This is a genomic window from Tellurirhabdus bombi (assembly GCF_021484805.1).
In the GTDB taxonomy this organism is placed as follows: domain Bacteria; phylum Bacteroidota; class Bacteroidia; order Cytophagales; family Spirosomataceae; genus Tellurirhabdus; species Tellurirhabdus bombi.
Genome location: NZ_CP090557.1, coordinates 83,669 through 106,822 on the forward strand (window position 1 = coordinate 83,669; position 23,154 = coordinate 106,822).

19 protein-coding genes are annotated in these 23,154 nt (G+C 49.1%); 9 read left to right on the forward strand and 10 right to left on the reverse strand.

From position 1 onward, the window contains the following. Positions 1–89: 89 nt before the first annotated feature. Positions 90–1,019 (reverse strand): D-2-hydroxyacid dehydrogenase, encoded by a 930-nt coding sequence (locus L0Y31_RS00380; protein ID WP_234735082.1) that lies wholly within the window; start codon positions 1,017–1,019, stop codon positions 90–92. Positions 1,020–1,075: 56 nt separating this feature from the next. After that, a complete protein-coding gene (locus tag L0Y31_RS00385; protein ID WP_234735083.1) occupies positions 1,076–3,313 on the reverse strand; it encodes a T9SS type A sorting domain-containing protein in 2,238 nt (745 codons plus the stop codon). Between the two features lie 65 nt (positions 3,314–3,378). On the opposite strand from L0Y31_RS00385, the gene L0Y31_RS00390 reads away from it, so the two are divergent. From L0Y31_RS00390 to folK, 4 genes are all read left to right on the forward strand, one after another. Continuing rightward, positions 3,379–4,704 carry a UDP-N-acetylmuramoyl-tripeptide--D-alanyl-D-alanine ligase gene (locus tag L0Y31_RS00390; RefSeq protein ID WP_234735084.1) on the forward strand — a complete coding sequence of 442 codons (1,326 nt, stop codon included), beginning with the start codon at positions 3,379–3,381 and terminating at the stop codon, positions 4,702–4,704. Positions 4,705–4,762: 58 nt separating this feature from the next. Next, complete coding sequence (locus L0Y31_RS00395; RefSeq protein ID WP_234735085.1) at positions 4,763–5,602, forward strand: tryptophan-rich sensory protein; 840 nt, start codon at positions 4,763–4,765, stop codon at positions 5,600–5,602. Between the two features lie 86 nt (positions 5,603–5,688). After that, positions 5,689–6,735: an AAA family ATPase gene (locus L0Y31_RS00400; RefSeq protein ID WP_234735086.1), complete on the forward strand. Its 1,047-nt coding sequence runs from the start codon at positions 5,689–5,691 to the stop codon at positions 6,733–6,735. Positions 6,736–6,740: 5 nt separating this feature from the next. After that, positions 6,741–7,238 carry a 2-amino-4-hydroxy-6-hydroxymethyldihydropteridine diphosphokinase gene (gene folK / locus L0Y31_RS00405; protein WP_234735087.1) on the forward strand — a complete coding sequence of 166 codons (498 nt, stop codon included), beginning with the start codon at positions 6,741–6,743 and terminating at the stop codon, positions 7,236–7,238. Here folK and gatC read toward each other — a convergent pair whose 3' ends face one another. From gatC to purH, 3 genes are read right to left on the reverse strand one after another with little or no spacing between them, the layout of a single operon-like run. Then, entirely contained in the window at positions 7,239–7,526 is a 288-nt protein-coding gene (gene gatC, locus L0Y31_RS00410; RefSeq protein WP_234735088.1) for an Asp-tRNA(Asn)/Glu-tRNA(Gln) amidotransferase subunit GatC, read from the reverse strand. Between the two features lie 23 nt (positions 7,527–7,549). Then, a complete protein-coding gene (locus L0Y31_RS00415; protein ID WP_234735089.1) occupies positions 7,550–8,353 on the reverse strand; it encodes a lysophospholipid acyltransferase family protein in 804 nt (267 codons plus the stop codon). 47 nt (positions 8,354–8,400) lie between these two features. After that, positions 8,401–9,945 (reverse strand): bifunctional phosphoribosylaminoimidazolecarboxamide formyltransferase/IMP cyclohydrolase, encoded by a 1,545-nt coding sequence (gene purH / locus L0Y31_RS00420; protein WP_234735090.1) that lies wholly within the window; start codon positions 9,943–9,945, stop codon positions 8,401–8,403. Positions 9,946–10,185: 240 nt separating this feature from the next. On the opposite strand from purH, the gene L0Y31_RS00425 reads away from it, so the two are divergent. The 4 genes from L0Y31_RS00425 to L0Y31_RS00440 all read left to right on the forward strand — a co-directional run bounded on the left by L0Y31_RS00425 (position 10,186) and on the right by L0Y31_RS00440 (position 14,496). Next, positions 10,186–11,166 (forward strand): pyruvate dehydrogenase complex E1 component subunit beta, encoded by a 981-nt coding sequence (locus L0Y31_RS00425; protein ID WP_234735091.1) that lies wholly within the window; start codon positions 10,186–10,188, stop codon positions 11,164–11,166. A gap of 124 nt (positions 11,167–11,290) precedes the next feature. After that, complete coding sequence (locus L0Y31_RS00430) at positions 11,291–12,613, forward strand: hypothetical protein (RefSeq protein WP_234735092.1); 1,323 nt, start codon at positions 11,291–11,293, stop codon at positions 12,611–12,613. A gap of 27 nt (positions 12,614–12,640) precedes the next feature. Beyond that, positions 12,641–13,918 carry a hypothetical protein gene (locus L0Y31_RS00435; protein WP_234735093.1) on the forward strand — a complete coding sequence of 426 codons (1,278 nt, stop codon included), beginning with the start codon at positions 12,641–12,643 and terminating at the stop codon, positions 13,916–13,918. 242 nt (positions 13,919–14,160) lie between these two features. Then, on the forward strand, positions 14,161–14,496 hold the full coding sequence (locus L0Y31_RS00440) for a hypothetical protein (RefSeq protein WP_234735094.1): 336 nt from the start codon (positions 14,161–14,163) through the stop codon (positions 14,494–14,496). Between the two features lie 67 nt (positions 14,497–14,563). Here the strand turns inward: L0Y31_RS00440 and L0Y31_RS00445 are convergent, their stop codons facing one another. The 5 genes from L0Y31_RS00445 to L0Y31_RS00465 all read right to left on the reverse strand — a co-directional run bounded on the left by L0Y31_RS00445 (position 14,564) and on the right by L0Y31_RS00465 (position 22,092). Then, a complete protein-coding gene (locus L0Y31_RS00445; RefSeq protein WP_234735095.1) occupies positions 14,564–15,970 on the reverse strand; it encodes an MBL fold metallo-hydrolase in 1,407 nt (468 codons plus the stop codon). A 38-nt stretch (positions 15,971–16,008) separates the two neighbouring features. Next, complete coding sequence (locus L0Y31_RS00450) at positions 16,009–16,845, reverse strand: sulfite exporter TauE/SafE family protein (RefSeq protein WP_234735096.1); 837 nt, start codon at positions 16,843–16,845, stop codon at positions 16,009–16,011. Positions 16,846–16,964: 119 nt separating this feature from the next. Further along, positions 16,965–18,464 carry an APC family permease gene (locus tag L0Y31_RS00455; protein WP_234735097.1) on the reverse strand — a complete coding sequence of 500 codons (1,500 nt, stop codon included), beginning with the start codon at positions 18,462–18,464 and terminating at the stop codon, positions 16,965–16,967. Between the two features lie 135 nt (positions 18,465–18,599). Beyond that, entirely contained in the window at positions 18,600–21,611 is a 3,012-nt protein-coding gene (secDF, locus tag L0Y31_RS00460) for a protein translocase subunit SecDF (protein ID WP_234735098.1), read from the reverse strand. 103 nt (positions 21,612–21,714) lie between these two features. Further along, on the reverse strand, positions 21,715–22,092 hold the full coding sequence (locus tag L0Y31_RS00465; RefSeq protein ID WP_234735099.1) for a hypothetical protein: 378 nt from the start codon (positions 22,090–22,092) through the stop codon (positions 21,715–21,717). Between the two features lie 221 nt (positions 22,093–22,313). On the opposite strand from L0Y31_RS00465, the gene nadC reads away from it, so the two are divergent. Further along, positions 22,314–23,147, forward strand: coding sequence for a carboxylating nicotinate-nucleotide diphosphorylase (gene nadC, locus L0Y31_RS00470; protein ID WP_234735100.1), 834 nt, complete (start codon positions 22,314–22,316; stop codon positions 23,145–23,147). Positions 23,148–23,154: the final 7 nt, after the last annotated feature.

The window sequence follows — 23,154 nt, forward strand, 5'->3', positions numbered from 1 at the left end:
TTAATTTCGTTTTTACCAAATAGGCAAGTGTATAAAAAAAAGACCGGCACGAAGCGCGGTCTTTTTGGGTTAATTTTCAGTTTGCCAGCTCAGTAGCCCCGTTCTAGTTTTACTTCATTCTGCAAGGGTTCTTTCTCTTGAAAGCGCCGTAAATTTTCCAGAAACAGGTCAATTTTGCCCAATTCCTCCGTAGCGATGCCGCCCCCCGTGTGCTGGGTCAATATCACGTTCGGCATGGTCCAGAGCGGACTGTCGGCGGGTAAAGGCTCCTTTTCGGTTACATCAAGGACAGCCCCGCCTAAATGGCCAGATTGCAGATTTTCAATCAAAGCGGCCTCATCCACGGTGGTTCCCCGCCCTACGTTGGCGAACACGCTACCCGGTTTCATGGCCTTAATCAGTTCTGCTGAGAAAAAGCCTTTGGCCGAACCCGGCAAGGTGTTAAAGACAATATCGGTATCAGGCAAGGCCTCCTTTAGCTCCTCCACCGTATGCAACTCAGCGTCTGGATTGGTACGAGCCAGAAAGCGTATCGAACATTCAAAACCTGTTAAAATTTGCTTGATTACCTGGCCAATTGCGCCGGATCCCAGAATAATCACCGACTTTTTCCGCAGCAGAAACATCGACGGACGCAAAGCCGCTCCCACCCACTTCGACTGCGTTTGCAGGACCGCTAATTCGTCCAGCGTCCGGTAAAAGGCCAACACGCCCCCAACGATGGTTTCAGCGCAGGGCCAGGCAAAAAAATCGCCCATGTTTGTTACCGGAATTGAGAGTTCAATGTCTTTGTAAGCATCAAACCCGGCAGAATCCAATTGCCACCATTGCAGCTTATTCGGGCTTTTTAGCCAGTCGGCGGGAGCATTGCCCATCAAAAAATCAGCCTGGGCGAAAACCTCTGCTTGCTCGCCTTCTGCCAGATCCTGACGAAAAGCAATTTGAATATCAGCCGGAACCTGGTCGCGAAGGCGTTTTTTGGATCCCTCCTCCAAACGTGAATTGACGTAAAGCAGCATAATTTCTAAATCGATTTACTTCATTAACCAGACTGCGGCGAAAATAGCCGTTTTTTCTACCGAGCAACCACAACTTTTTGCGTACGCACCTGATTCTTAGCCGACGTAAAGCGTAGAATGTAAACGCCCGTAGCGTGGTTCCCCAGGTCTAGCCAGGTGATTACTTTTTCTTTTACTGACTGTCTTTTTCCTACGGTTTGCCCGTTCAAATTAAGCACCTCCACCCAACCATCGGCGGGCGGCACAAGCTGTACGTAGCGGTCCGTTGGATTCGGGAAAGCCCAGGGGCCACTAATGGGTTCTTCGCCGCTAACGATGACTTTTTCGGAGGTATTTTTCAAAAAGTGCAGCCCACCCGCCAGGGTGCCAACCACCAAATCCGGCAGCTCATCGCCATTGAGATCGGAGGCGACCAGCGCCAAATTAGCTCCCAGAACCTCCTTTGAATTGGGCACTTCACTGTTCACAACCAGCGTTGAATCCAGCAATTTCATCGTTGCGTCCGGATTTTCGGGTAACTGGTACAGCTTGACAAGCCCGGAATAATCGCCGATAACGACCTCGCGGATGCCGTCGCCATTCAGGTCAACCAACGCCACCGAAGCACTGCTGTTGGTGTATTCATTGCCTATTTTTCCGTAATTCTGGTTTTGCAGCGCAAACTGAGGCGCACTGCCCGTCCCGACATTGCGGTGGTATTCCAAACTCCCGCCCGTTTTTCCAATCAGCAAATCGACTTTGCCATCCAAATCAATATCAGCCCAGTTTAATACGTCGCCAGCATTCAGCCGGTCGGGAGATGCAATTGTCTGGACGTTTGTGAGCACAAATTGCATGGCTGCTCCACGCGCCGCCTGGTTGGGCAGGTAGCGAATGTCCATGCCCCGGTTGGCATTTACTCCGGCAAAAACCAGATCCAGGCTGCCGTTGCCATCCAGATCCACAAAGGCGGGTTGCAGGTTGGTCAGTTTAAACGTAGCGGACAGATTCAGATAATCCTCTGTGCGGCGCTCAAACACGGGCTGCGCGGCAGTTCCCGTATTTTCAAAATAGGTAAGTCGCGCGCGAAAATCCTGTTCGTTGCGCACACCAGCATTACCAATGATTAAATCCTGATCGCCGTCACCGTCCAGATCCGCAAATGCGGGAACGGCCCGCTCCCCGACTTCGATCATTTCGTTCTGCAGAAAATTCTTCTGAACAAGCCCAAAGTCGGGCAGCTCATTGGTACCGCCATTGTGGTAAAACCAGGTAGAGTTTCGGAAATCAATCAGATTGCCATCGTTTTCGTAGACATTAGGCGAAGCGAGCAAGTCTTTTTTGCCATCAAAATCAACATCTTCCCAATAGATCGCCGGGAAAATATCGAACAGAATGGGTTCTTTCTCCGGGAACGAAGCCTTGAAGGACTGAAAGTTAGCCGCCGCTCCATTCCCGCCGTTGTTGATGAGCGCAGCTACGTTGTCGCAGCTAATATGGCCAAATAGCATGTCTTTTTTTCCGTCGCCGTTCAAGTCCAGCAGCAGCGAGGCATTGCCTACGTGCATGGGCCGTGCATTGGGATTAGTACCGATGCGGCCTCCGCTTGGAACGCTGCAATCGAGCCCGAAAACAAAGTCATTGCAATATTCTTTCTTAAAATTCCCCCAGCATAACCCCTGCTTTTTAAACTCCAGTCCTTTGGGATTTCCGTGCCGCTCAACACTCATATTTTGCCAGTATTCCGTGGTGTTGCCGTTGAGTTCAAACGTAATGATGTCAATATCTCCATCGCCATCGGCATCCGTGATGGCGGGTATGTCGGGCGATGAAATGTAGAGGTTTAGCTTGGAGCTGGATAAGCCTTCGCCGTAGACCGGATCGATGACCGACACCCAGCTTAGCTTGCCATTTTCAGACGTATTCCGAAAAATTCTTAGCCCGGAGGGTGCGTGGGTGAATAAATCTTTTTTTCCATCCTGGTCATAATCAACCAATAACATCCAGTACAGCAGATCGCGGGGAAATTGACTCTCGTACTGCGGGGCGTGTTTCCAGCGGTAGCTAGCGCCAAAGGGTTCGGCGATAAAAGTCATCACGCGGTTGGCCTTCCGGTCGAATAAAACCAGGTCTTCAACAGCGTCGGTATTCAGGTGAATCCGCGAGTATTGAGCGGCATTAACGCCACCCGCCCAGGGATTTACCAGCGTCTGGGTACCGATTTTTACGCTTGGACCCGTATCGTACTGAAACGAAAACTGAGCGTGGGCGGCAGGAAGTATCAGCAAATAAAGGACAGTAAAAAGCTTTTTCATGTAACTTTGGGAGTTCTTCTTATAACGGACGCTTCACCCATTACCATTTACGCTCAAACCGGAAAATGAGCATTTCGATCAACGAACTCTACGACCGCTTCTGCGAGTGCAGCAGCATTTCAACAGATACCCGCAAAATAACCGAAGGTTGTCTGTTTTTAGCTTTAAAAGGCGATAAATTTGACGGGAATCTATTTGCCGCAACAGCGCTGGAACAAGGCGCTCGCTACGCCGTTATCGACAATCCAGAATTGGTTACGGACGAGCGGTTTTTGCTGGTAGCCGATGGACTGACGGCCTTGCAGGAACTCGCTCGTTTTCACCGGCAAACGCTTCAGATTCCGGTAATTGGCCTGACAGGCTCGAACGGCAAAACCACCACCAAAGAACTGATTGCCGCCGTCTTGTCCAAGAAATACCGAACCTACGCCACTTTTGGCAACCTGAACAATCACATTGGTGTTCCGCTGACGCTGCTGGCGATCCGCAATGATGGTCCAAATCCAGATGGTCCGAACGATGATTTTGAGATGGCCGTAGTCGAGATGGGCGCTAACCACCAGGGCGAAATCCAGCTCCTGTCCTCCATTGCGCAACCCACGCACGGCCTGATCACCAATGTTGGAAAAGCGCATTTGGAAGGCTTTGGCGGTGAAGTAGGCGTTCGGAAAGGAAAAGGCGAGCTTTTCGACTGGCTGGCCGCCCATTCCGGGACCGTTTTTGTTCACGGCACCAACACAACCTTGCAGGAAATGCAGCGCGAACGGCAGTTTAACGAAGTAGTGCACTATCTGGGTGATAATGCCTTCTTTCGGGCGACGCTCTTGCAGGAATCCCCCGTGATTATTTACCGCGACGAAAACGACCAGGAAGTAACTACGCATCTGAGCGGTCAGTATAATTTCGACAACATCGCGGCGGCTTTGTGCCTGGGTAAGTATTTTGGTGTTCCGGCGGAGGAAGCCAACGCCGCCATCGCGGATTATAACCCAACCAATAACCGGTCACAGGTCATTCAGCGGGGAAGCAATACAATATTGATGGACGCCTACAATGCCAATCCAAGCTCGATGGAGGCGGCCATCCAGAATTTCATTAAGCGGGATGCCGCCCGTAAAGTGGTGATTCTGGGCGATATGTACGAATTGGGCGACGAAAGCCCCGCCGAACACGCGGCCCTGGGTGAACTCATCGCGAAAGGGAAATTCGACACGGTCATTCTGGCCGGAAAAGACATGAAATACGCGCTGAAAGCGCTGCCGCGGGCGTATTATTTCCCGGATAAGTTTTCCCTGCATAACTGGATCATGGACAATCCTTTTACTGATACGCACATCCTGATCAAAGGCTCGCGGGGCATGGGTCTGGAAACGATTGTGCAGTTCCTGTGAGCTTACAAACATTCATAAACAGAACTGGTTAAATATATCATTGCCAACTGGTTCTGTTATGAAAAACGATAGACTCAGACAGTTTCTGGTCGTTTTTACGATCATCTCTGTCCTCATTATGAACTACTTGTCCCAAACGCTACCCATTGGCGGGCAGACAAACGGGCAGGTATCCGACCGATTCCATACCGATTTCACCCCGGCGGGGTACGCTTTTTCGATCTGGAGCATAATTTATCTGGGCTTATTTTGTTTTGCCATTTATCAGCTCCTGCCTTCTCAACGAACTAATCCCCGCTTTCGGGCAACCGGTTTACTGGTGATTATCAACGGTATCCTGAACTGTTTGTGGTTGGTGGCTTTCCAGAATGAATATTTCAGCACATCGGTCCTGATTATATTTGGCATGGTCCTGACGGCGCTGGGCATCAACCTCGGTTTGCGACTCGGCGCCCGGGAAACGCCCCAGGACGAGGCCCTGATTAAAGAAGTGTCAACGGCGGAGAAATGGCTCGCCCGCGTGCCGTTTGCAATTTATTTCGGTTGGTTAACGGTTGCCTCTATCGCGAATGTTTCGGTCTGGCTGCTAGCGAACGGCTGGAGCGGCTGGGGGCTGGATACCCAAACCTGGTCTGAGATCATGATGGTAGGCGGGCTAATGATTGGACTTTTTACGTTTATCCGTATTCGGAGTTATGCCTATTTGCTGGTATTTACCTGGGCGTATATTGCCATTGCCGTCGAGCAGCAACCCAACGGCTCCGTTCCACACGTAGCGATTGCAGGGGCAGCCATTGCCGCGGTGGTAGCATTAATTGCCTTTTTGCGGGGTAATCCACGGACTGATACCACGTATACAGGACTTCCGGGCAAACTTTCTCCCGAGAAAGGGCATTAATTTACCAGTCTCCCTAAAAGAATCATGTTCAGTAAGGCTATTTTAGCAAAATAGCCTCATTTTTGTCTGTTTATCGCCTACGATCTATGTCCTGGAATGTACCCGCTAGTCAGTTTAATTTTTCACCCGACGATGATGACTTTCCGCATATTCATTACTTCGTCAGCCGGTTCGGTGTTTTCCCGAATCATTTACACTGCCGGGGCGAATACCAAAGCTCATTAACGGATTATCTGGCCAGTCATCATTTTGAATTGGTTTACGAGCGAATGGAGTTGCACTCCAAACAGACTGATTATTCGTTTTGGGCGCATCCCGACGGTGTTTTGCTTCGTCTGCATTACCTTCCGTCAATGAAAGTCTTCTCGTTGCAGGGTAATTACACCACGCAGGAAACCTTGCTGAATGCACTGGATGGCATGGCTGACTATCGCGTTCCAGAAGCCGATAATTCGCTGGGAAAAGTAGGTTTAATTACGCAGCAATACAACGAATTGGTGGTTGAAGAAACCCAGCTAAAACTGCTTCCGCTCGACATTCGCAAGCATTATAACGAGGATCTGGAACCGGTTTACGAGAAATTAATCGCTCGTCTGAACACGGCTAACGAGAAAGGTTTGATTATACTGCACGGCAAGCCGGGGACGGGCAAAACCAACCTCATCCGCCACCTGACAACGCAGGTTTCGAAGCAGGTGCTGGTGTTGCCTCCGCAACTCGTGGAGGTGATGACGCAGCCGGGCTTCATTCCCTTTCTGCTCGAACAGCGAAATTCGGTACTCGTCATTGAAGAAGCGGAGCAAGTGCTGATTTCCCGCGAAAACGATGTGCGCAATTCGGCTGTCTCAAACTTATTGAATTTAACGGATGGCTTGCTGGCTGACTGTCTGGCAATTCAGGTTATCTGTACCTTCAACACGGATATTGGCCGACTTGATCCGGCCCTGCTCCGCAAAGGCCGCCTCATTGCCCGCTACGAATTTCAGGAACTAGCCACCGAAAAAGCCAATCTGCTGCTGGCCGAACGGGGCTTGACTCACCAAAGTAATCACCCGATGACGCTTTCGGATATTTATCACCTCGAGGAGGAAGTTCAGTTCTCGGCGCAAAACCAACGAAGTATCGGATTTTAACGATTATGGCTGAGACGCTTCACACCGTTTATATATTGTTGGGGGCTAATTTGGGCGACCGGCAGGCAATGCTTCAGCGTGCCCAGGAAGAAATCAAGGTAGACATTGGCCCTATTCTGATGCAGTCCGGGCGCTACGAAACGGCACCCTGGGGCGTTACCGACCAACCCAATTACGTGAATCAGGTTTTGAAAGTACTCACGCCTTTTCTGCCCGAAGCCGTCTTGACGATAACGCAGCGCATCGAGGAACGTCTGGGGCGGGTGCGGCGCGAAAAATGGGGCAGCCGGGTAATTGATATTGATATTCTGTTTTTTGATGACCTCATTCACGAATCAGCTACGCTAACCATTCCCCACCCTTACATTCAGGATCGGCGTTTTGTGCTGGTTCCGCTGGTTGATATTGCGCCGGATTATGAACACCCTGTCCTAAAAAAAACATCCCGGCAACTGCTTGAGGAGTGCCGGGATGCGGGAGAAATCACCCAATTATCGGACTGACTACTCGATTACTTTAGGTACCCGAAAATAGTGTTCGTCCTTCGCAGGCGCATTTTTCAAGCCTTCTTCGCGGGTCAGGTGTTCTTTCACCACGTCTTCCCGCAGCACATTCAGTTCGGTTGAAATATGCGTGAGCGGCTCAACGCCAGTGGTATCGATTTCGTTTAATTCTTCCATCCAGGTCAGCACGTTGTTTAGACTGCTGATTAGCGGCTGTTCTTCTTCCGGTTTCACTTCCAGCCGGGCCAGATGTGCAATTTTATGGAGTGTTTCGTGATCTACTTTCATTTTTACAGAAGCCGTTTAGCCCGTCAAACATTCGTTAAGCTTTTTTCCTGGCTCATTAACGCCTCGTCAATTACCCGAAACGTCTCTTCTTTCAACCGATCAACATCATCCATTGTCAAACCTTTTGTGTCAATGGGCTGATGTACAACGGCCTTCATCGCGTGGCGATGCATCCGAAACGGCTTGGTATCGGGCAAAATCTTGTGGTTAGTCAGAAGCGAAATTGGTACAATGGGTACCTGCTGCTGCACCGCCATTTTAAACGCACCGTCTTTAAAAGGATGGTGCATTTTGGGTGGCTGATTAGACTTTATACCGCCTTCGGGATAAATAACGATGCTTCGTCCCGACGCCAGCGTTTTGATGGCTTTCGTCAGGGAATAAACCCGGCTGTTTGCCTGTTCACGGTTTACCTGAATGTGCAGTTTAGAAAACATATACCCAAACAGCGGCACCCGCTTCACGGCATGTTTCCCGACAAAGGCGTAGTAATTCCGAATAATGACGCCCATCACGGCAATATCCAGGTACGAAAAGTGATTGGCACAAAATACGTACGTCTTTTTCGGATCGGGCTTGTACTGGTAATCGATCTCAATGGGCATTCCGATGATTCCGAAAAAGAGCCGCCCCCAGATGTAGTTGATCTTGTGGGCATACGGTTTCCATTCTTTTCGTTGTAAAAAAACAAAGGTGAACGGAAACAGCATCAGAAAAAATGCAATGAACCAGAATGCACACCAAATGGAATACAGGGCCGAACCAGGACTCGATTGCTTCTCGTTTCTACCGTGCGGCTGACCACTATGTTTTTTTGTTACACTCATTTTTCGTTAGAAATGCCTTAATCGAAATCCTGGTTCGGGTTAATCTTTTAGTGTTTAAAGTGCCGTACGCCCGTTGTTACCATCGCTACGCCATTCTGGTTGCAGTAGTCAATGCTGTCCTGGTCGCGAATGGAACCGCCCGGTTGAACCACCGCCGTAATGCCGGCTTCTTTGGCAATCTCAACGCAGTCGGGGAACGGGAAGAATGCATCCGAAGCCATCACGGCACCTTCCAGGCTGAATCCGAACGATTTTGCTTTTTCAATGGCTTGGCGGAGCGCATCGACGCGGCTGGTCTGGCCCACGCCACTCGCCAGCAATTGGCCTTCCTTCGCCAGAACGATGGTATTGGATTTGGTATGCTTACACACTTTCAGGGCAAACTCAAGTGCTCGCACTTCCGAATCAGACGGTGCTTTTTCGGTCACGGTTTTGAATTGCTCGCCGGTTTCGGTCTGGCTGTCCTTGTCTTGTTCCAGCACCCCATTCAGGATGGTTTTGAACATTTTGGCGGGCAGTTCGACGGGTTTTTGCTGAAGCAGAATGCGGTTTTTCTTTGACTTCAACAGCTCCAGAGCCGCTTCGTCGTAGCTGGGCGCAATCAGAATTTCCATGAACAGCTTGTTCAATTCTTCCGCCGTTGCCAGATCGACGTTTACGTTGGTGCTGATAACGCCGCCGAAAGCCGAAACCGGATCGCAGGCCAGCGCGTTCAAATAAGCTTCTTTTGCCGTCGGAGCCGTAGCAATGCCGCAGGCGTTGGTGTGCTTGATGATCGCGAATGTAGCCGACGTACCGAATGAATCCGAAAATTCATCGATCAGGCTAACGCAGGCGTCCACATCGACCAGATTATTGTACGAAAGTTCTTTGCCGTGCAGTTTATCAAACAATGCATCCAGTTCGCCGTAGAAAGTAGCCTGCTGGTGCGGGTTTTCGCCGTAACGAAGGCTATTAGCCGGTAAATTTTTGAAGGAGAAAATATCGGCGCTGGTGGTTGCCGTCTCTCCCGCAAAGAAATTATGAATCGCCGTATCGTAATGCGAAGACATCGCAAAAGCCGCTTTGGCGTACTGCCGACGGTCTTCCAGGTCGGTCTTTCCTTCTTTTTCCGTTAAAAGCGTTAGCAAGTCGCCGTACTGATGACGCGACGACACGATCAGGGTATCGGCAAAGTTTTTGGCCGCCGCCCGAATCAGCGAGATGCCCCCAATGTCAATTTTTTCGATGATCTCTTCTTCGCTGGCTCCCGAAGCTACCGTTTCTTCAAAGGGGTATAAATCAACTACGACCAGATCAATAGCGGGGATGTTGTGCCGCTCGGCCTGGGCCACGTCTTCCGGCAAGTTGCGCCGGTACAGAATACCGCCAAAAACGGCGGGATGAAGCGTTTTTACCCGCCCCCCGAAAATAGATGGATAACCAGTAAGATCTTCAACGGCCGTCACCGGAATACCGAGACTTTCGATGAAGGTTTGCGTTCCGCCGGTCGAGTACAGCTTCACGCCGTGCTCGTTTAAAAGGCGAACAAGAGGTTCAAGACCGTCCTTATAATAAACGGAAATAAGAGCAGATTGAATTGACTTGGACATAGAGCTATGAAAACCAGAAACCTGTACTACTGCACAGGCAATTTCTCCGCAAAGATAATTGAAAGGATTGGAACCAAAGAGATTGTTTATCGTTCCATGTATAACTTTAAGAGCCTCACGGGTCTCAGGCCTATTAGAATCGCACTTCCGTTAGCCTCTCCTTCCGGACAATTGTTCTTTTAGCGCCTTTTAGCTAATTTTGACCGTTTTTGAAATCAGACAACTTTCAACTCACGTACGATGAGAGAAATACAATTCCGCGAAGCACTACGCGAGGCCATGTCGGAAGAGATGCGCCGCGACTCGAAGGTATTCCTGATGGGCGAAGAAGTCGCTGAATACAACGGCGCTTACAAAGTAAGCCAGGGAATGCTGGATGAGTTTGGGCCAGAGCGGGTAATCGATACGCCCATCGCCGAACTTGGTTTTGCCGGAATCGGCGTTGGCGCAGCTATGAATGGGCTACGGCCACTCATTGAGTTCATGACGTTTAACTTCTCGCTGGTAGCTATCGACCAAATTATTAACGGTGCTGCCAAAGTGATGTCGATGTCAGGTGGACAATATTCGGCCCCTATCGTTTTCCGGGGTCCCACCGGTAACGCCGGGATGTTGTCGTCCCAGCACTCCCAGAACTTTGAAAACTGGTTTGCCAACACGCCCGGTCTGAAAGTCGTGGTTCCGTCGAATCCTTACGATGCAAAAGGGCTTCTGAAATCGTCTATTCGGGATAATGATCCGGTTATTTTCATGGAATCGGAGCTGATGTATGGCGATAAAGGACAGGTTCCGGAAGAAGAATACCTGATTCCGATTGGCAAGGCCAACGTGGTTCGGGAAGGCAATGACGTTACACTGGTCTCTTTCGGGAAATTCATGAAAATTGCCATCCAGGCAGCCGATGAATTAGCGAAAAACGGGGTTTCAGCGGAAGTAATTGACCTGCGTACCGTTCGTCCAATCGACTACGCAACCATCATTAACTCCGTTAAGAAAACAAACCGTTGCGTCATCGTGGAAGAAGCGTGGCCACTGGCGGCGATCTCGTCGGAGCTGACGTATAACATTCAACGCAACGCGTTTGATTATCTGGATGCACCGGTGGTTCGGGTTAACAATCTGGACTTGCCGCTTCCTTACGCGCCAACACTAATCGAGGTTATTTTACCTAGTGTAAAACGCACACTTCAGGCTGTTGATACGGTTTTATACCGTAAATAGTACCGCTCTATAATCGCTAAATAAGAAAAACGCCGTTTACAAAGACGGCGTTTTTTTATTGGGGTAACTAGCTTATCATTGTATAACTTTACCGAACTTTGCGCCTGATTATACCAACAAATACATGAATTTTCTGTTAGACACCGTCTCGGTGGTAAAAGTGGGTATCACACTTGCTCTTGCGCTGGCAAGCTGGTTACTGGTTACCTATCCAGATCGTTTTCGTAGTCGTCTGGAAGCGCGTCCTAATCTGACCATTTGGGGAGCCTTCGTGCTTTTAAGACTGGTTCCTTTCGTGGTCGTTTACCTGATTCTTAACTTTGCTCCTCGCAGCGACACTGATTTTTTTTACGTCAAAGCCCTTGCTGCGTATCAGGGAAAGATGGTTTACCGTGATTTCCTTTCCTACCACGCACCTTTGTTTGGCTACTTTATCAGTTTGCCGCTTTTTATCTGGAATAACGCGAAAGTGCTGGTGCCCTTCATGGCTATTTTTGAAGCCATTATCGTCTGGGCTACCTACCGGTATTACCGCCCCACCAAGCCCGATGCGCTCTTACAGGCCGTGCTTTACTACCTGTTACCGCTTCCTTTTGTGGCCATGATTTTGAGTAGCGAGGAAGATATCTGGTTCTGGGGATTTGGCCTGATTACCCTTGTTTACGCCAGCCGTCAATCGAGCAGCCTTAAAATTGGGTTGTTATGGGGTTTAGCCATGATCACCATCAAAAGTATGTTGATTGTCTTGCTTTTACCGCTTTTCTTCCTGGTCAAAAACAAGGTAGAATACGTGTTAGGACTGGCCATTATCGGTGTGCCTACGCTAGTTATTTTGTATTTATTAATGGGGGATGCTTTTCTGATGCCCTTGCAACATTCGGGTTACCACATGGCCCCCAACATCGTGAGCGTTACCCGTCCCCTGCTGAGCGGTTTATACAACCAAGTTAGCCTGACCCGCCTGAATACCATCAGTTTATTTATCACCATGGGCGCGGCCTCCTACGTGGCTATTCGTTACCGCCATCTGGGTTACAAGCGCGTTTTCCCTTCCCTCTTTATCCTGACGTTTGGTATTTTCATGCTGGTTCAGCCCAGTGCGCCGGGTTATTATATTTTTACGTATATGGTTGTTGTGCTGTTTGAATTAATGAGCAGTCGCGATAAGCGTTTTAGTTACGAAATTATTCTACTCAATATTCTTCTCGTGGTGCAGCCCATTATCTGGGTTATTTACGCCGGAATGAAGAATTATGATAGTCTGGCTGTTGTTTTCTCGGCCCCTTCCTGCATCCTGGATTATTCCATTCAGGTGGTTGAGGTGCTTCTACTGCTTTCGCTGGTTCGCCGCACATTTACGCACCTGCAATCGCTCAACCAGGCGACTGATCAGGCGTATTCCACAAACTACAGCGCCGTCGTTGATTCAACGCAGCCTGCCGTATAAGACCTCTAAGCATATTCGATATCGTCCATGTTTATCATTTTAGCAAAAGCTAGTGCTGCTCTGTTGCTGAGTGGCGGCCTGATGATACTAGTTCGTAATCAGCTAGCGGTAGAGTCCTATCTTACCCAAAAAAGGCTACCGTGGTTACTCATCTTCTGGGCTATCTTTCGGTTAATTCCTTTCGTTATCATCTATCTGATTTGCTCGTTTACGCCCGAATCAGACGTAGCCTTTTATTATTACCCGATAGGTTTGGCTGCCAAAACCCTGAAAGTCATGTACCGGGACGTATACTGTCCTTACGGCCCTTTGTTCGGTTATTGGATGTCAATCCCGCTGTTTTTCTGGAATAACAGCAAAATTCTCATCTTGCACCTGACCTTGATTGAGCTGTTAGCCGTTTGGCTTACGTATCGGTTTTACGAGGGGAAACAGACACGCGGAGAGCGCCTGTTCAGGGGTTTGTTTTACATGATGCTTCCCGTTCCTTTTGTTTTCACGGTGATGAGCGGACAGGAGGATGTCTGGCTTTGGCTTTTTGCCTTGCTGGCGCTTCAGGCCACGATCCGCAAACGGAGCGATTACTTATGCGGGCTTATACTTGCGCTGGGGCTGCTATCCACCAAGGCGGTATTTATTCTCGTTGTTATCCCCTTCCTGCTGCTGGCGCGTCGGCCAATTGCGTTTATCGCGGGTTTGGCGACATTGGGCTTACCAACCCTTGTTTTCCTATACCTTAAAACGGGTCTATTGTTCATTGAACAGCCCCTTGAAGAGGGCTCTTATTTAAAGGCGCCGAATTGGGCTTCTCTGCTGCATCCCTGGACCTCAACCTTTATCAATCCGAGTTTATCTGTTTGGAATTACGTGGGGTTGCTGATTAGTTTGGGAGTAGGTATGCTGATTATTCAGAAGGTCCGGAACCGGGACTACAGCAAATATTTTCCGCTGTTTTTTATTGCTACATTCAGTATTATGACTGTAGTGCAGAAGAACGCGGTAGCCAACTATGCCTACCTGTTCATGCTTCCTTTGGTTTACCGTTTTGTTAATTTTCACAACAAACAGGAAGTATTCTGGCTGATGCTTTTCAATGTAATTGCCGCTGTCCACCCGTCATTCTGGTGGCGCATCGGACAACCTTACTACGAAACCGTAGGCGAAATTTTTTCTAAGCCTGTTTATATGCTGGAATATGCCATGGAGATGTATTTGATTGGCTATCTGCTGCATGTATCCATTAAGGCTCGCAAGGAACTTAAGAATAAAAGCTTTTTGCCCTCTCAATCACTAGCGCAAGTCTAATGAATTATTGAGGTATATTCCTAAAAGCAGAACCCCGGGAAAGTGCTCCTGGGGTTCTGCTTTGTTGTTGTGTTTCACTTTGCACAAAAAAATAAGAGCGCTACACAAAAGGATCTTTGTAGCGCTCTTACCGAAAAACTTATATATTAAACGACTGAAAGCTGACTATAGTTTATTGATTGAAAAATAAGTGCATAATTTTTCAATATAGTTGGTTACCAAAATATACTTTTGGTCAACATATGAGAAGCCATTCCCAGGTTATTTACGAAGTTACGATTCAATACATTGGTTCACTGAATACAATCCGGCAGCGCGAGCCGTTCACGGTCTACTTTTCAAATCTGAAAAAAGCAGTTGAAAGCATTGTTAACCACTTGGCCCTGAACGGATGGCCCATTAAAGTCAATTACACCGCCGTTTATCGAAGTCTGAAGCAGCGGGGAAATTACTACTGTGATTTCGACGTTGCGGGTGCCCGGGTCTTTCGGATTCGGATTATTCCCCAAATTCTCAATCCGGTTCTGACCACAATGGGAATTGACGAGAAACCTACGGAACCCACCAAAAAAAGGTAATCCTGCCAGACGCTTATCTTAAGCCACCAGCAGGATTATTAAAATTATTGAATGATTTTCTAACTAGCTACTCAAGCGGCAAAGCCGTTTTACTCACCAAAGGCAAACCTGCCGCTTTGATGGCGGCTATTCCACCCGCAACATCCACTACTTTCTCAAAACCTCGGGCTTTCAGAATGGAGCTAGCTACCATGGAGCGGTAACCACCCGCGCAGTGAACATACAAAGGCTCATTCCGATTGAGAGCCGCCATGTGGCTATTTAAGTCGTCGAGCGGCACGTTTTCGGCATTGGCCAGATGCTCAGGGTCGTATTCAGCCGGACGCCGAACATCGATTACGGACAAAGTTGGCGTCTCCGCCAGCCTTTCAGCAAAAACGGCGGCGGAAATCGACTCAATTTCATCTACTTCCAGGCCCGCCTTTTTCCAGGCTTCAAAACCGCCCGATAGATAGCCAATGCAGTAATCATATCCCACCCGAGCCAGACGCAGTACGGTCTCTTCTTCTTTTCCAGCCGGAGTAACCAAAGCGATGGGCTGCTTTAAATCGGGAATTAAGGCGCCAACCCAGGGGGCGAACTGTCCGTTGAGACCGATGTTTATCGAATTAGGAATAAAACCCTGCGCAAATTCCTTTGCTTCCCGCACATCAAGCACGAGCGCGTCGGTTTCATTGACGGCGGCCTCAAATGCTTCGGGCGTTAAGGCGTGCGAACCCCGCTCAAGCACTTCGTCAATGCTATCGTAGCCGGTTTTGTTCAGCATCGCATTTTTAGCAAAGTACTGGGGAGGCTGCGACAGTCCATCCAATACCTGCTCAATAAAGCTCTCTTTCGTTTCTGCCCGCAAGGCATAATTGAATAGCTTCTGGTTTCCGAGCGTGTCGCTGGTTTCTTTGCTCATGCTTTTACCACAAGCCGACCCAGCGCCATGCCCCGGATAAACAATCAGATCATCGGACAGCGGCATAATTTTCGTGTGCAAACTATCGTAAAGCAAACTAGCCAAATCCTGCTCTGTTACGTCACCTTTGATGGCCAAGTCCGGTCGACCTACATCACCAATAAAGAGCGTATCACCGGTAAAAATGGCGCGTTGTTTTCCCTCTTCATCCAGGAGCAAATACGTTGTTGACTCCATCGTATGCCCCGGCGTATGCAGCACTTTTAACTTTATCCGGCCAATGGAAAATTCTTCACCGTCCGTTGCCGTGTAGGCATCAAAGTCCGTTTTGGCATTTGGGCCGTAGACAATGGTAGCGCCCGTTTTGTGCGCTAAATCCAGGTGTCCCGATACAAAATCGGCATGAAAATGCGTCTCAAATACATACTTAATGGTTGCGTTGTCCTGCTCAGCTTTGCGTACATACGGCGCAGTTTCCCGCAGTGGGTCAATCACGGCTGCTTCGCCTTCGCTTTCGAGGTAATAAGCGCCTTGCGCCAGACAACCCGTATAGATTTGTTCAATTTTCATGTTCTTACGCAGCTAGAAGTATCAAAATTTCTTGTGTTTTATCGGTTGATGAATGGCATTCCGCTGTACAGCTCACGTCCCAGAATGCCCAATGCAACTACCAGTACAAACCAGCCAAACCCCTTTTTTAGTTTCACGGGTGCAATGTAGCGCGCCAGCGCCAGCCCGATAAAAATACCAACTACCGATAAGAGTGTGAAAGGCAGCAGAAAATTCCAGTCAAGCCTGGTGTGTTGGACATCGCCCAGAAACCCAACAAATGAATTCACGGAAATAATTAAAATCGAAGTCGCTACTGCCCGGTGAATGGGCATTCCTGCCAGCAAGACCAGCATGGGCACGATCAGAAAGCCGCCGCCTGCCCCTATGGTGCCGGTTAGCAAGCCAACGGCCAGCCCATCCAGCGCCAAAGAAACGTAACGAGGCCGATCAATTCCCGACAGGTGATCGGAGATTTCAGCCGGTTCGGGCTGCCGGTGGCGAATCATGGCGCGGGCGGCCAGAATCATTACAATCGCAAAAAAATATAAAATGGCGTTGTTCTTCGGAATGACTACCGAGTTGTACTGAAAAATCGGATCAGGGAGCGCCGGAAGCAGCAAGCGGCGAGCCAGATAAACTGAAATAAACGAGGGTAAAGCGAAGGCCGCCGCTACCCGCAGATTGATACGCCCCTTCCAGAATTGAAAAATAGACCCTACCAGCGAGGTCGTTCCTACGACAAAAAGTGAGTAGGAAGTGGCTAGTATAGGTTGCATACCGAATAGATAGACGAAAATCGGAACTGTCAAAATGGAGCCTCCGCCCCCGGCTAACCCAATCACTAAACCAACCAGTATTGCTGATCCGTAGCCAAGCAGTTCCGAACTTGTCATGGCGCAAAATTACAAAAATTAAAAAAGAATCCCCTTCAAGTCGGCGGTGGCGCTTTCCTGAAGGGGATTTTTAATGAAACAGTGAGTTATTGATTAGCTCACTGTCAAGGCTTTACCGATTATAAGTCATTCAACTTACTATGGCGACGACCGTATAAAAAGTAAACAACCATTCCCAAAATTAACCATACCAAGGCTAGTTTCTGGGCCAGGCCGCTCAAATTCAGAATCAGAATGGTGTTCACAATGATGCCCAGTGGCGCAATGATGTTCAGAGCCGGAGCACGGAAAGGACGCTCCCGATCTGGATCGCGACGGCGCAGAATCCACACGGCCAGACAAACCATCGCAAAAGCGAACAAAGTACCAAAGCTAGTCATATCGCCCAACACGCTGATCGGTGTGAAGGCCGCAATGGTTGACACTACCGTTCCTACCAGCAGGGTGCTTTTCCAGGGTGTTTTGAATGTTGGGTGAATCTCGCGGAAGAAGCCCGGTAGCAGACCATCTTTTGCCATACCCAGGAATACCCGCGTTTGGCCCAGCATCATTACCAGCATCACCGAAATCAAACCAACGGTTGCCGCTGCGGTAATAATGAACACCGCCCAGCCTTGTCCTACTGCGTCAAAAGCGTATGCAACGGGTGCTTTCAGTGCGTCTCCAACAATGTCTTTGTAGTTAATCATTCCCGTCAATACCAGCGATACCAGGATGTACAAAACGGTACAAACCAATAGCGAAGTAATAATGGCGAAAGGCATGTCTTTCCGGGGGTTGATTGCTTCGCCAGCTTGCGTCGAAACGGCATCGAAACCAATATAAGCAAAAAAGATAGCCGAAGCACCACTAACAATACCACCCCAGCCATAAGCTTCGTGCGGTTTGCCATCTTCACCCGGAATCAGTTCTGGAGCCGGGATAAATGGCTCCCAGTTGGCTGCCCGAACATAAAATACACCGACCAGAATCACGAAAATAACCGCTGCTACTTTCAGAACCACAATGATGTTGTTGGTATTCGCGGCTTCTTTGATTCCTTTGATTAGAATATACGTCACCAACCAGACAATCAGGAAGGCAGGTAGATTCAAGGCAAAACCGGGGTCAGGCAGGCCGTTTAGCTGCGCGTAGTTAGCGGCTGACACCGGGTCGTTTCGGAGCCAGAACGGAATGTCAATCCCAAATAAATGAACTAGTTTATTAAAATAACCTGACCAGCTTACGGCTACCGTCATGGCTCCCATGGCATATTCCAGAATCAGTCCCCAGCCAATGGCCCAGGCAAATAATTCGCCGATTGTTCCATACGCATAGGCATAGGCAGAACCTTCAACGGGTAACATGGCCGCGAATTCACCGTAGCAAAGGGCCGCAAAAATACAACCAATGCCCGCGATTACGAAAGAAAGCGCCAGCGCAGGACCGGCGTGGTAGTGCGCTGCTGTTCCTGTTAATACAAAAATACCGCCTCCAATGATAGCTCCAATACCGATAGCAGTTAAGCTCCATTTACCCAGGACGCGCTTCAGTTCACTTTTCTGAATATCCTGTTCAAACAGATACATTGGCTTTTTACGCCATACGCTTTTGTCTTTAAATTGGCTTTTAGTTTCCATGCAGGAAGTGTACGAGTAGTAAATCTTGGATTATAACGAAAGAGGATTTGGCAATTTGTCGCTGAATCTACAAATTATTTTACAGAAACCGAAAAAGCTGAGTATATAAGCCCAGCTTTTTCGGTTTCTGTAAAATTATGCTTTAGCCGGTTTGGCACCTTTGCTGGTTCCTACTACTTCAGGAACAGCAGGCGTTTCGGCAATCTGATCCCGAGTCAGCGTATCAACAACAATTGGTGTTGCCACGAAAAGGGAAGAGTATGTACCCACGATGACCCCGAGCAACATGGCGAACGAGAAGCCACGGATTGTTTCCCCACCAAAGATGAACAACACGATCAATACGAGCATGGTTGAAAGACCCGTTACGGCCGTACGGCTTAGGGTGCTGTTCAAGGCGTTATTGATAATGGTCGAGATGCTCTCCTTTTTGCTCTTGTTCTCAGCCAGATACTCACGAACCCGGTCAAATACAACGACTGTATCGTTCATGGAGTAACCCATAATGGTCAACAAGGCACCGATGAAAGCCTGGTCAATATCCAGTGAGAAGGGCAGGAAGCCGTTACCAATGGTGAAAATCGCGAGGATAATCAAAACGTCGTGGAACAAGGCAACCACCGCACCGTAACCGAAAGCCAGTTTCTTGAATCGGATCAGGATGTAACCAAACACAACGGCGACAGCGAGTAAGATTGACCACAGGGCCGAGTAAATCAGGTCATTGGCAATGGTCGGACCTACTTTCTGCGAGCTTTCGATGCTGCCTTTGTTGCCTTGAATTTTGGCAATGCTGGCCAAGATCTTCGATTCTGCTTTCTTATCGGACTCAGGTGCTGTTTCATCGGCCAGGTAGCTGGTTGTAATCCGAACCTGGTTGCTGGCGCCAACGCCAGTACCACCATATGTTTTTACCTCGTTAGCGGTATTTTCGCCCAGTTCTTGCTCCAGTGCTTCCCGGACATCGTCGGTGCTTACGCCTTTTTCGAAGCGAACCACGTACGAACGACCACCTTTAAAGTCAACGCCTAAACCGAATCCTCTGAAAACAGCCGAAACAATACCTAAAGCGATGATGGTCGACGAAATCGTGTAGTACAGTTTACGACGCGATACGAAGTCAAAAGCCGAATCTTTGAACAGGTTTTTCGACCAGCTTGATCCGAAAGCCAATGTTTTACCGTTGCGAACATACGCTTCCAGAATCAAACGCGTGATGAAGATCGCCGCGAACAGGGAAGTGATGATACCGATAACCAGCGTGGTGGCAAAACCCAGAATCAGACCGGTACCGAAAATAAACAGGATAACCCCGGTCAAAAGCGTCGTTACGTTGGAGTCAATGATCGACGAATACGCATTTTTGAAACCATCCGAAATAGCCACCTTAAACGGCTTACCCAGCGCCAGTTCTTCCTTGATACGTTCGTAAATCAGTACGTTTGCATCGACCGCCATACCGATTGTCAAAACGATACCGGCAATACCCGGCATGGTCAGCGTTGCACCCAGAGAGGCCATCACGCCCAACAGGAAGAACAGGTTAACAAACAGGGCTAAGTCGGCAATGAAACCAGCCGTTCCGTAGTACATCACCACGAAAACAAGGACAATGGCCAAACCGATCAGGGATGAAACCACACCCGCCGAAACGGCTTCTGAACCTAGGGTTGCTCCTACAACGGCCTCTTCCACAATATTGGTCGGCGCAGGAAGTTTACCCGCTTTCAGAACGTTCGCCATATCTTTGGTTTCTTCGATGGTGAAGTTACCCGTGATGCTAGAGCTACCGTTTGGAATTTCGTTTTGTACCGTTGGCGCTGTGTAAACCAGGTTATCCAGAATAATCGCCACCGGACGGTTGATGTTAGCCGCAGTCAGGGAGCGCCATTTACGGGCACCTTCGGCGTTCATACGCATGGTTACTTCTGGACGGCCACGGTCATCATAGTCATTGGAAGCGTCAACAATTACATCACCTTCCAGAGCCGCACGACCCGCTGGTTTACGCAGGAAGTAAAGCGGTAAAATTTCTTTGTTATCACCGGCTTTCATCGTTTTACGATCCCACGAGATCGCTGCATCTGCCGGGAACAGGGCTTTCACTTCCGGACGGCCCAGAATTTCGTTGGCCCGTGCCGTATCTTTCAGGAATACGCCCAGTTGGTTTTGCGAGATCGGTACAAACAGATTTGTCAGAGCTGCATTTTGAGCCGCCTGAGCCGACGTATCGCTTTTCGCTGAATCACCTTTCGCAATCTGGTTTTTCTGCGCTAGCTGTGCTTCCAGGCTGGTAGCACCGCTTTTATTCGTTGTGTCTGTAGTGGCTGCGCTGGTTCCCGTTTTAGCCGCTGCTGCTTTCAGGTTGGCCGCTTCCTGGACCATATAAGCGCCAAGTTGTTCCAGACCCGGAGCAATTTCGTTCAGTTGGTATACTTCCGTAAATTCCAGTTTTGCCGCGCCCGATAACAGACGACGTACCCGCTCTGGGTTGTCAACGCCCGGTAACTCAATCAGGATCTGGCTTCTGCCTGGCAACCGCTGGATGTTCGGGTTAGATACCCCAAATTTATCAACCCGCGCCTGAATGATCTGGAAGGCTCGGTCGATGGCGCCCTGTACTTCTTCGTTAATCAACTTACGAACTTCAGCGTCCGACGACTGGCGGTTAATCCGGCTCCGGTTGCCGCTGTTAGCGAAAATATCGGCTAGCCGTGTACCTGGCGATGTTTCTTTGTAAGCGTCGATGAACAGGTCAACGTAGCTCGACTGGCTTGATTTTGCGGCCTGATTGGCTTTGGCAATCGCGTCGTTGAATTTAGGGTCGCGGGTTCCACCGGCCAATCCGCGTAGGATGTCGGCGGGAGAAACTTCAAGTACCACGTGCATCCCGCCTTGTAAGTCCAGACCCAGACCTAACTCGCGTTCAGTAACTTCCTGCAACGTACTTCCCAGATAAACAGGCTCTTTCCAGAGCGAGTCCAGGTAACGCTGTTTTTTGGCAAAGTCTACTCGACCCTGCGCGTCAGTCGCGTACTTTTCAGCGTCCTGCTTGATGCTTCTGGACACGAATGTAAATGACAGAAAGTAAAGGCATATTGCCGCAATTACCCCCGTCAGGATTAATATACCGGTTCGGTTTTGCATAAAATTAGCATGGGCACCAGCCCGTGTATTCTAAATTTGATGGAATAAGTGAATGTAAAAAAGGGAAGGTAAACAAACACAGACGAAGCGTCTGCGAATAGAGTTAGGGCGCGTTGGTCGCGATGTGATGCCCAAAGACGTTTCGGAAATAGGAAAAATAGAAATAGGGAACCTCAAACAACCGGGGAATTTTAGGCAGATCCCGGACCGTAAGCTGTATCGTTGGGGGAAGCAGGTATACCGCCTGCGAAAAGTCAAACGAAGTAGCGGGCGTTACCACCGCCTCGAACGAAGCCGCTTTGATCACGGTTTCTTCCGGCTGGCCAGTCGCTTTACCTGCTTTCTTTTCCGTAGCAACCGGCGCTTTCGCTACAGCCGGAGTGCTAGTCCAGTTGGGACCAACCACGGCCATAAGCAGCATCATTCCCGTCAGGAAGAGACTCAGTAAGCGCGATATGTTCGTTGGCCGTTGTACGTTCATGCACTCATCAATCAATCGCCAAAGCGAAAGAGTCTGCGAATTTCGTTACAAATTCGCAGGAAAACAAACGTTTATTTGGCCATAAGCACCCTAAAGCGACAGATTCCGGTTAATTTGTCATTAAAAAATCTTATTTAAAAAGCTGATAAATATACGAATCCACTTGCCCAAATTTTTTGTTTAAATAGGAAACAACTTACATTCGCCGCAAACAATTGAGAATGGATTTACAGGAATTTATACAACTTGCCCTAGCCGAAGATATCGGCGACGGCGATCATACTTCGCTCGCAACCATTCCCGCCGATGCTGAACGTCGGGCCCGGCTGCTGGTCAAACAAGACGGTATTCTGGCAGGCATAGAAGTGGCCAAAGCTATTTTTGAGACGGTAGACCCCGCGCTTCAGGTGCACGTTTATCAGCAGGATGGCGAAGCCATTCACTACGGCGACATTGTGCTGACCGTTAGTGGCAACGCCCGCCATATCCTGACAGCGGAACGCCTGGTTCTGAACTGCATGCAGCGCATGAGCGGCATTGCCACGCATACCCGCGCTATGGTAGCCCTGCTGGAAGGTACTAAAGCCAAGCTGCTTGATACGCGCAAGACCACGCCAAACTTCCGCATCTGCGAGAAGATGGCGACCAAAATCGGCGGAGCCGTCAATCACCGGTTTGGTTTATACGACATGATTCTGATTAAAGACAATCATATTGACTACGCCGGTGGAATCGAAGCAGCCATCAAACACGCAGTTCGGTATTTGCAGGAAACAGACCGTTTTCTCTCTGTCGAAGTTGAAACGCGCAACCGCGCCGAAGTGGAAGAGGTGCTGCGGGTAGGCCACGTTGACCGAATCATGCTGGATAATTTCAAACCCGACGAACTGCGCCAGATGGTTGAGCTTATCGACGGTCGGCTAATTACGGAAGCGTCGGGTGGCATCAATGAAACCAACCTGCGTGATTACGCCGAAACAGGCGTTGATTACATCTCGTCTGGTGCCCTGACTCACCAGGTGAAGAGTCTGGATTTAAGTTTGAAAGCTTACTAAGTATACC

What these genes read in the sequence shown, in the direction of transcription:
- L0Y31_RS00440 (WP_234735094.1), top strand. Translation starts at nt 14,161, where the DNA reads ATGAGAAGCCATTCCCAGGTTATTTACGAAGTTACGATTCAATACATT.
- L0Y31_RS00395 (WP_234735085.1), top strand. Translation starts at nt 4,763, where the DNA reads ATGAAAAACGATAGACTCAGACAGTTTCTGGTCGTTTTTACGATCATC.
- L0Y31_RS00400 (WP_234735086.1), top strand. Translation starts at nt 5,689, where the DNA reads ATGTCCTGGAATGTACCCGCTAGTCAGTTTAATTTTTCACCCGACGAT.
- purH (WP_234735090.1), bottom strand. Translation starts at nt 9,945, where the DNA reads ATGTCCAAGTCAATTCAATCTGCTCTTATTTCCGTTTATTATAAGGAC.
- L0Y31_RS00425 (WP_234735091.1), top strand. Translation starts at nt 10,186, where the DNA reads ATGAGAGAAATACAATTCCGCGAAGCACTACGCGAGGCCATGTCGGAA.
- L0Y31_RS00435 (WP_234735093.1), top strand. Translation starts at nt 12,641, where the DNA reads ATGTTTATCATTTTAGCAAAAGCTAGTGCTGCTCTGTTGCTGAGTGGC.
- L0Y31_RS00455 (WP_234735097.1), bottom strand. Translation starts at nt 18,464, where the DNA reads ATGGAAACTAAAAGCCAATTTAAAGACAAAAGCGTATGGCGTAAAAAG.
- L0Y31_RS00465 (WP_234735099.1), bottom strand. Translation starts at nt 22,092, where the DNA reads ATGAACGTACAACGGCCAACGAACATATCGCGCTTACTGAGTCTCTTC.
- folK (WP_234735087.1), top strand. Translation starts at nt 6,741, where the DNA reads ATGGCTGAGACGCTTCACACCGTTTATATATTGTTGGGGGCTAATTTG.
- L0Y31_RS00415 (WP_234735089.1), bottom strand. Translation starts at nt 8,353, where the DNA reads ATGAGTGTAACAAAAAAACATAGTGGTCAGCCGCACGGTAGAAACGAG.
- L0Y31_RS00430 (WP_234735092.1), top strand. Translation starts at nt 11,291, where the DNA reads ATGAATTTTCTGTTAGACACCGTCTCGGTGGTAAAAGTGGGTATCACA.
- L0Y31_RS00450 (WP_234735096.1), bottom strand. Translation starts at nt 16,845, where the DNA reads ATGACAAGTTCGGAACTGCTTGGCTACGGATCAGCAATACTGGTTGGT.
- secDF (WP_234735098.1), bottom strand. Translation starts at nt 21,611, where the DNA reads ATGCAAAACCGAACCGGTATATTAATCCTGACGGGGGTAATTGCGGCA.
- L0Y31_RS00445 (WP_234735095.1), bottom strand. Translation starts at nt 15,970, where the DNA reads ATGAAAATTGAACAAATCTATACGGGTTGTCTGGCGCAAGGCGCTTAT.
- L0Y31_RS00380 (WP_234735082.1), bottom strand. Translation starts at nt 1,019, where the DNA reads ATGCTGCTTTACGTCAATTCACGTTTGGAGGAGGGATCCAAAAAACGC.
- gatC (WP_234735088.1), bottom strand. Translation starts at nt 7,526, where the DNA reads ATGAAAGTAGATCACGAAACACTCCATAAAATTGCACATCTGGCCCGG.
- L0Y31_RS00385 (WP_234735083.1), bottom strand. Translation starts at nt 3,313, where the DNA reads ATGAAAAAGCTTTTTACTGTCCTTTATTTGCTGATACTTCCTGCCGCC.
- L0Y31_RS00390 (WP_234735084.1), top strand. Translation starts at nt 3,379, where the DNA reads ATGAGCATTTCGATCAACGAACTCTACGACCGCTTCTGCGAGTGCAGC.
- nadC (WP_234735100.1), top strand. Translation starts at nt 22,314, where the DNA reads ATGGATTTACAGGAATTTATACAACTTGCCCTAGCCGAAGATATCGGC.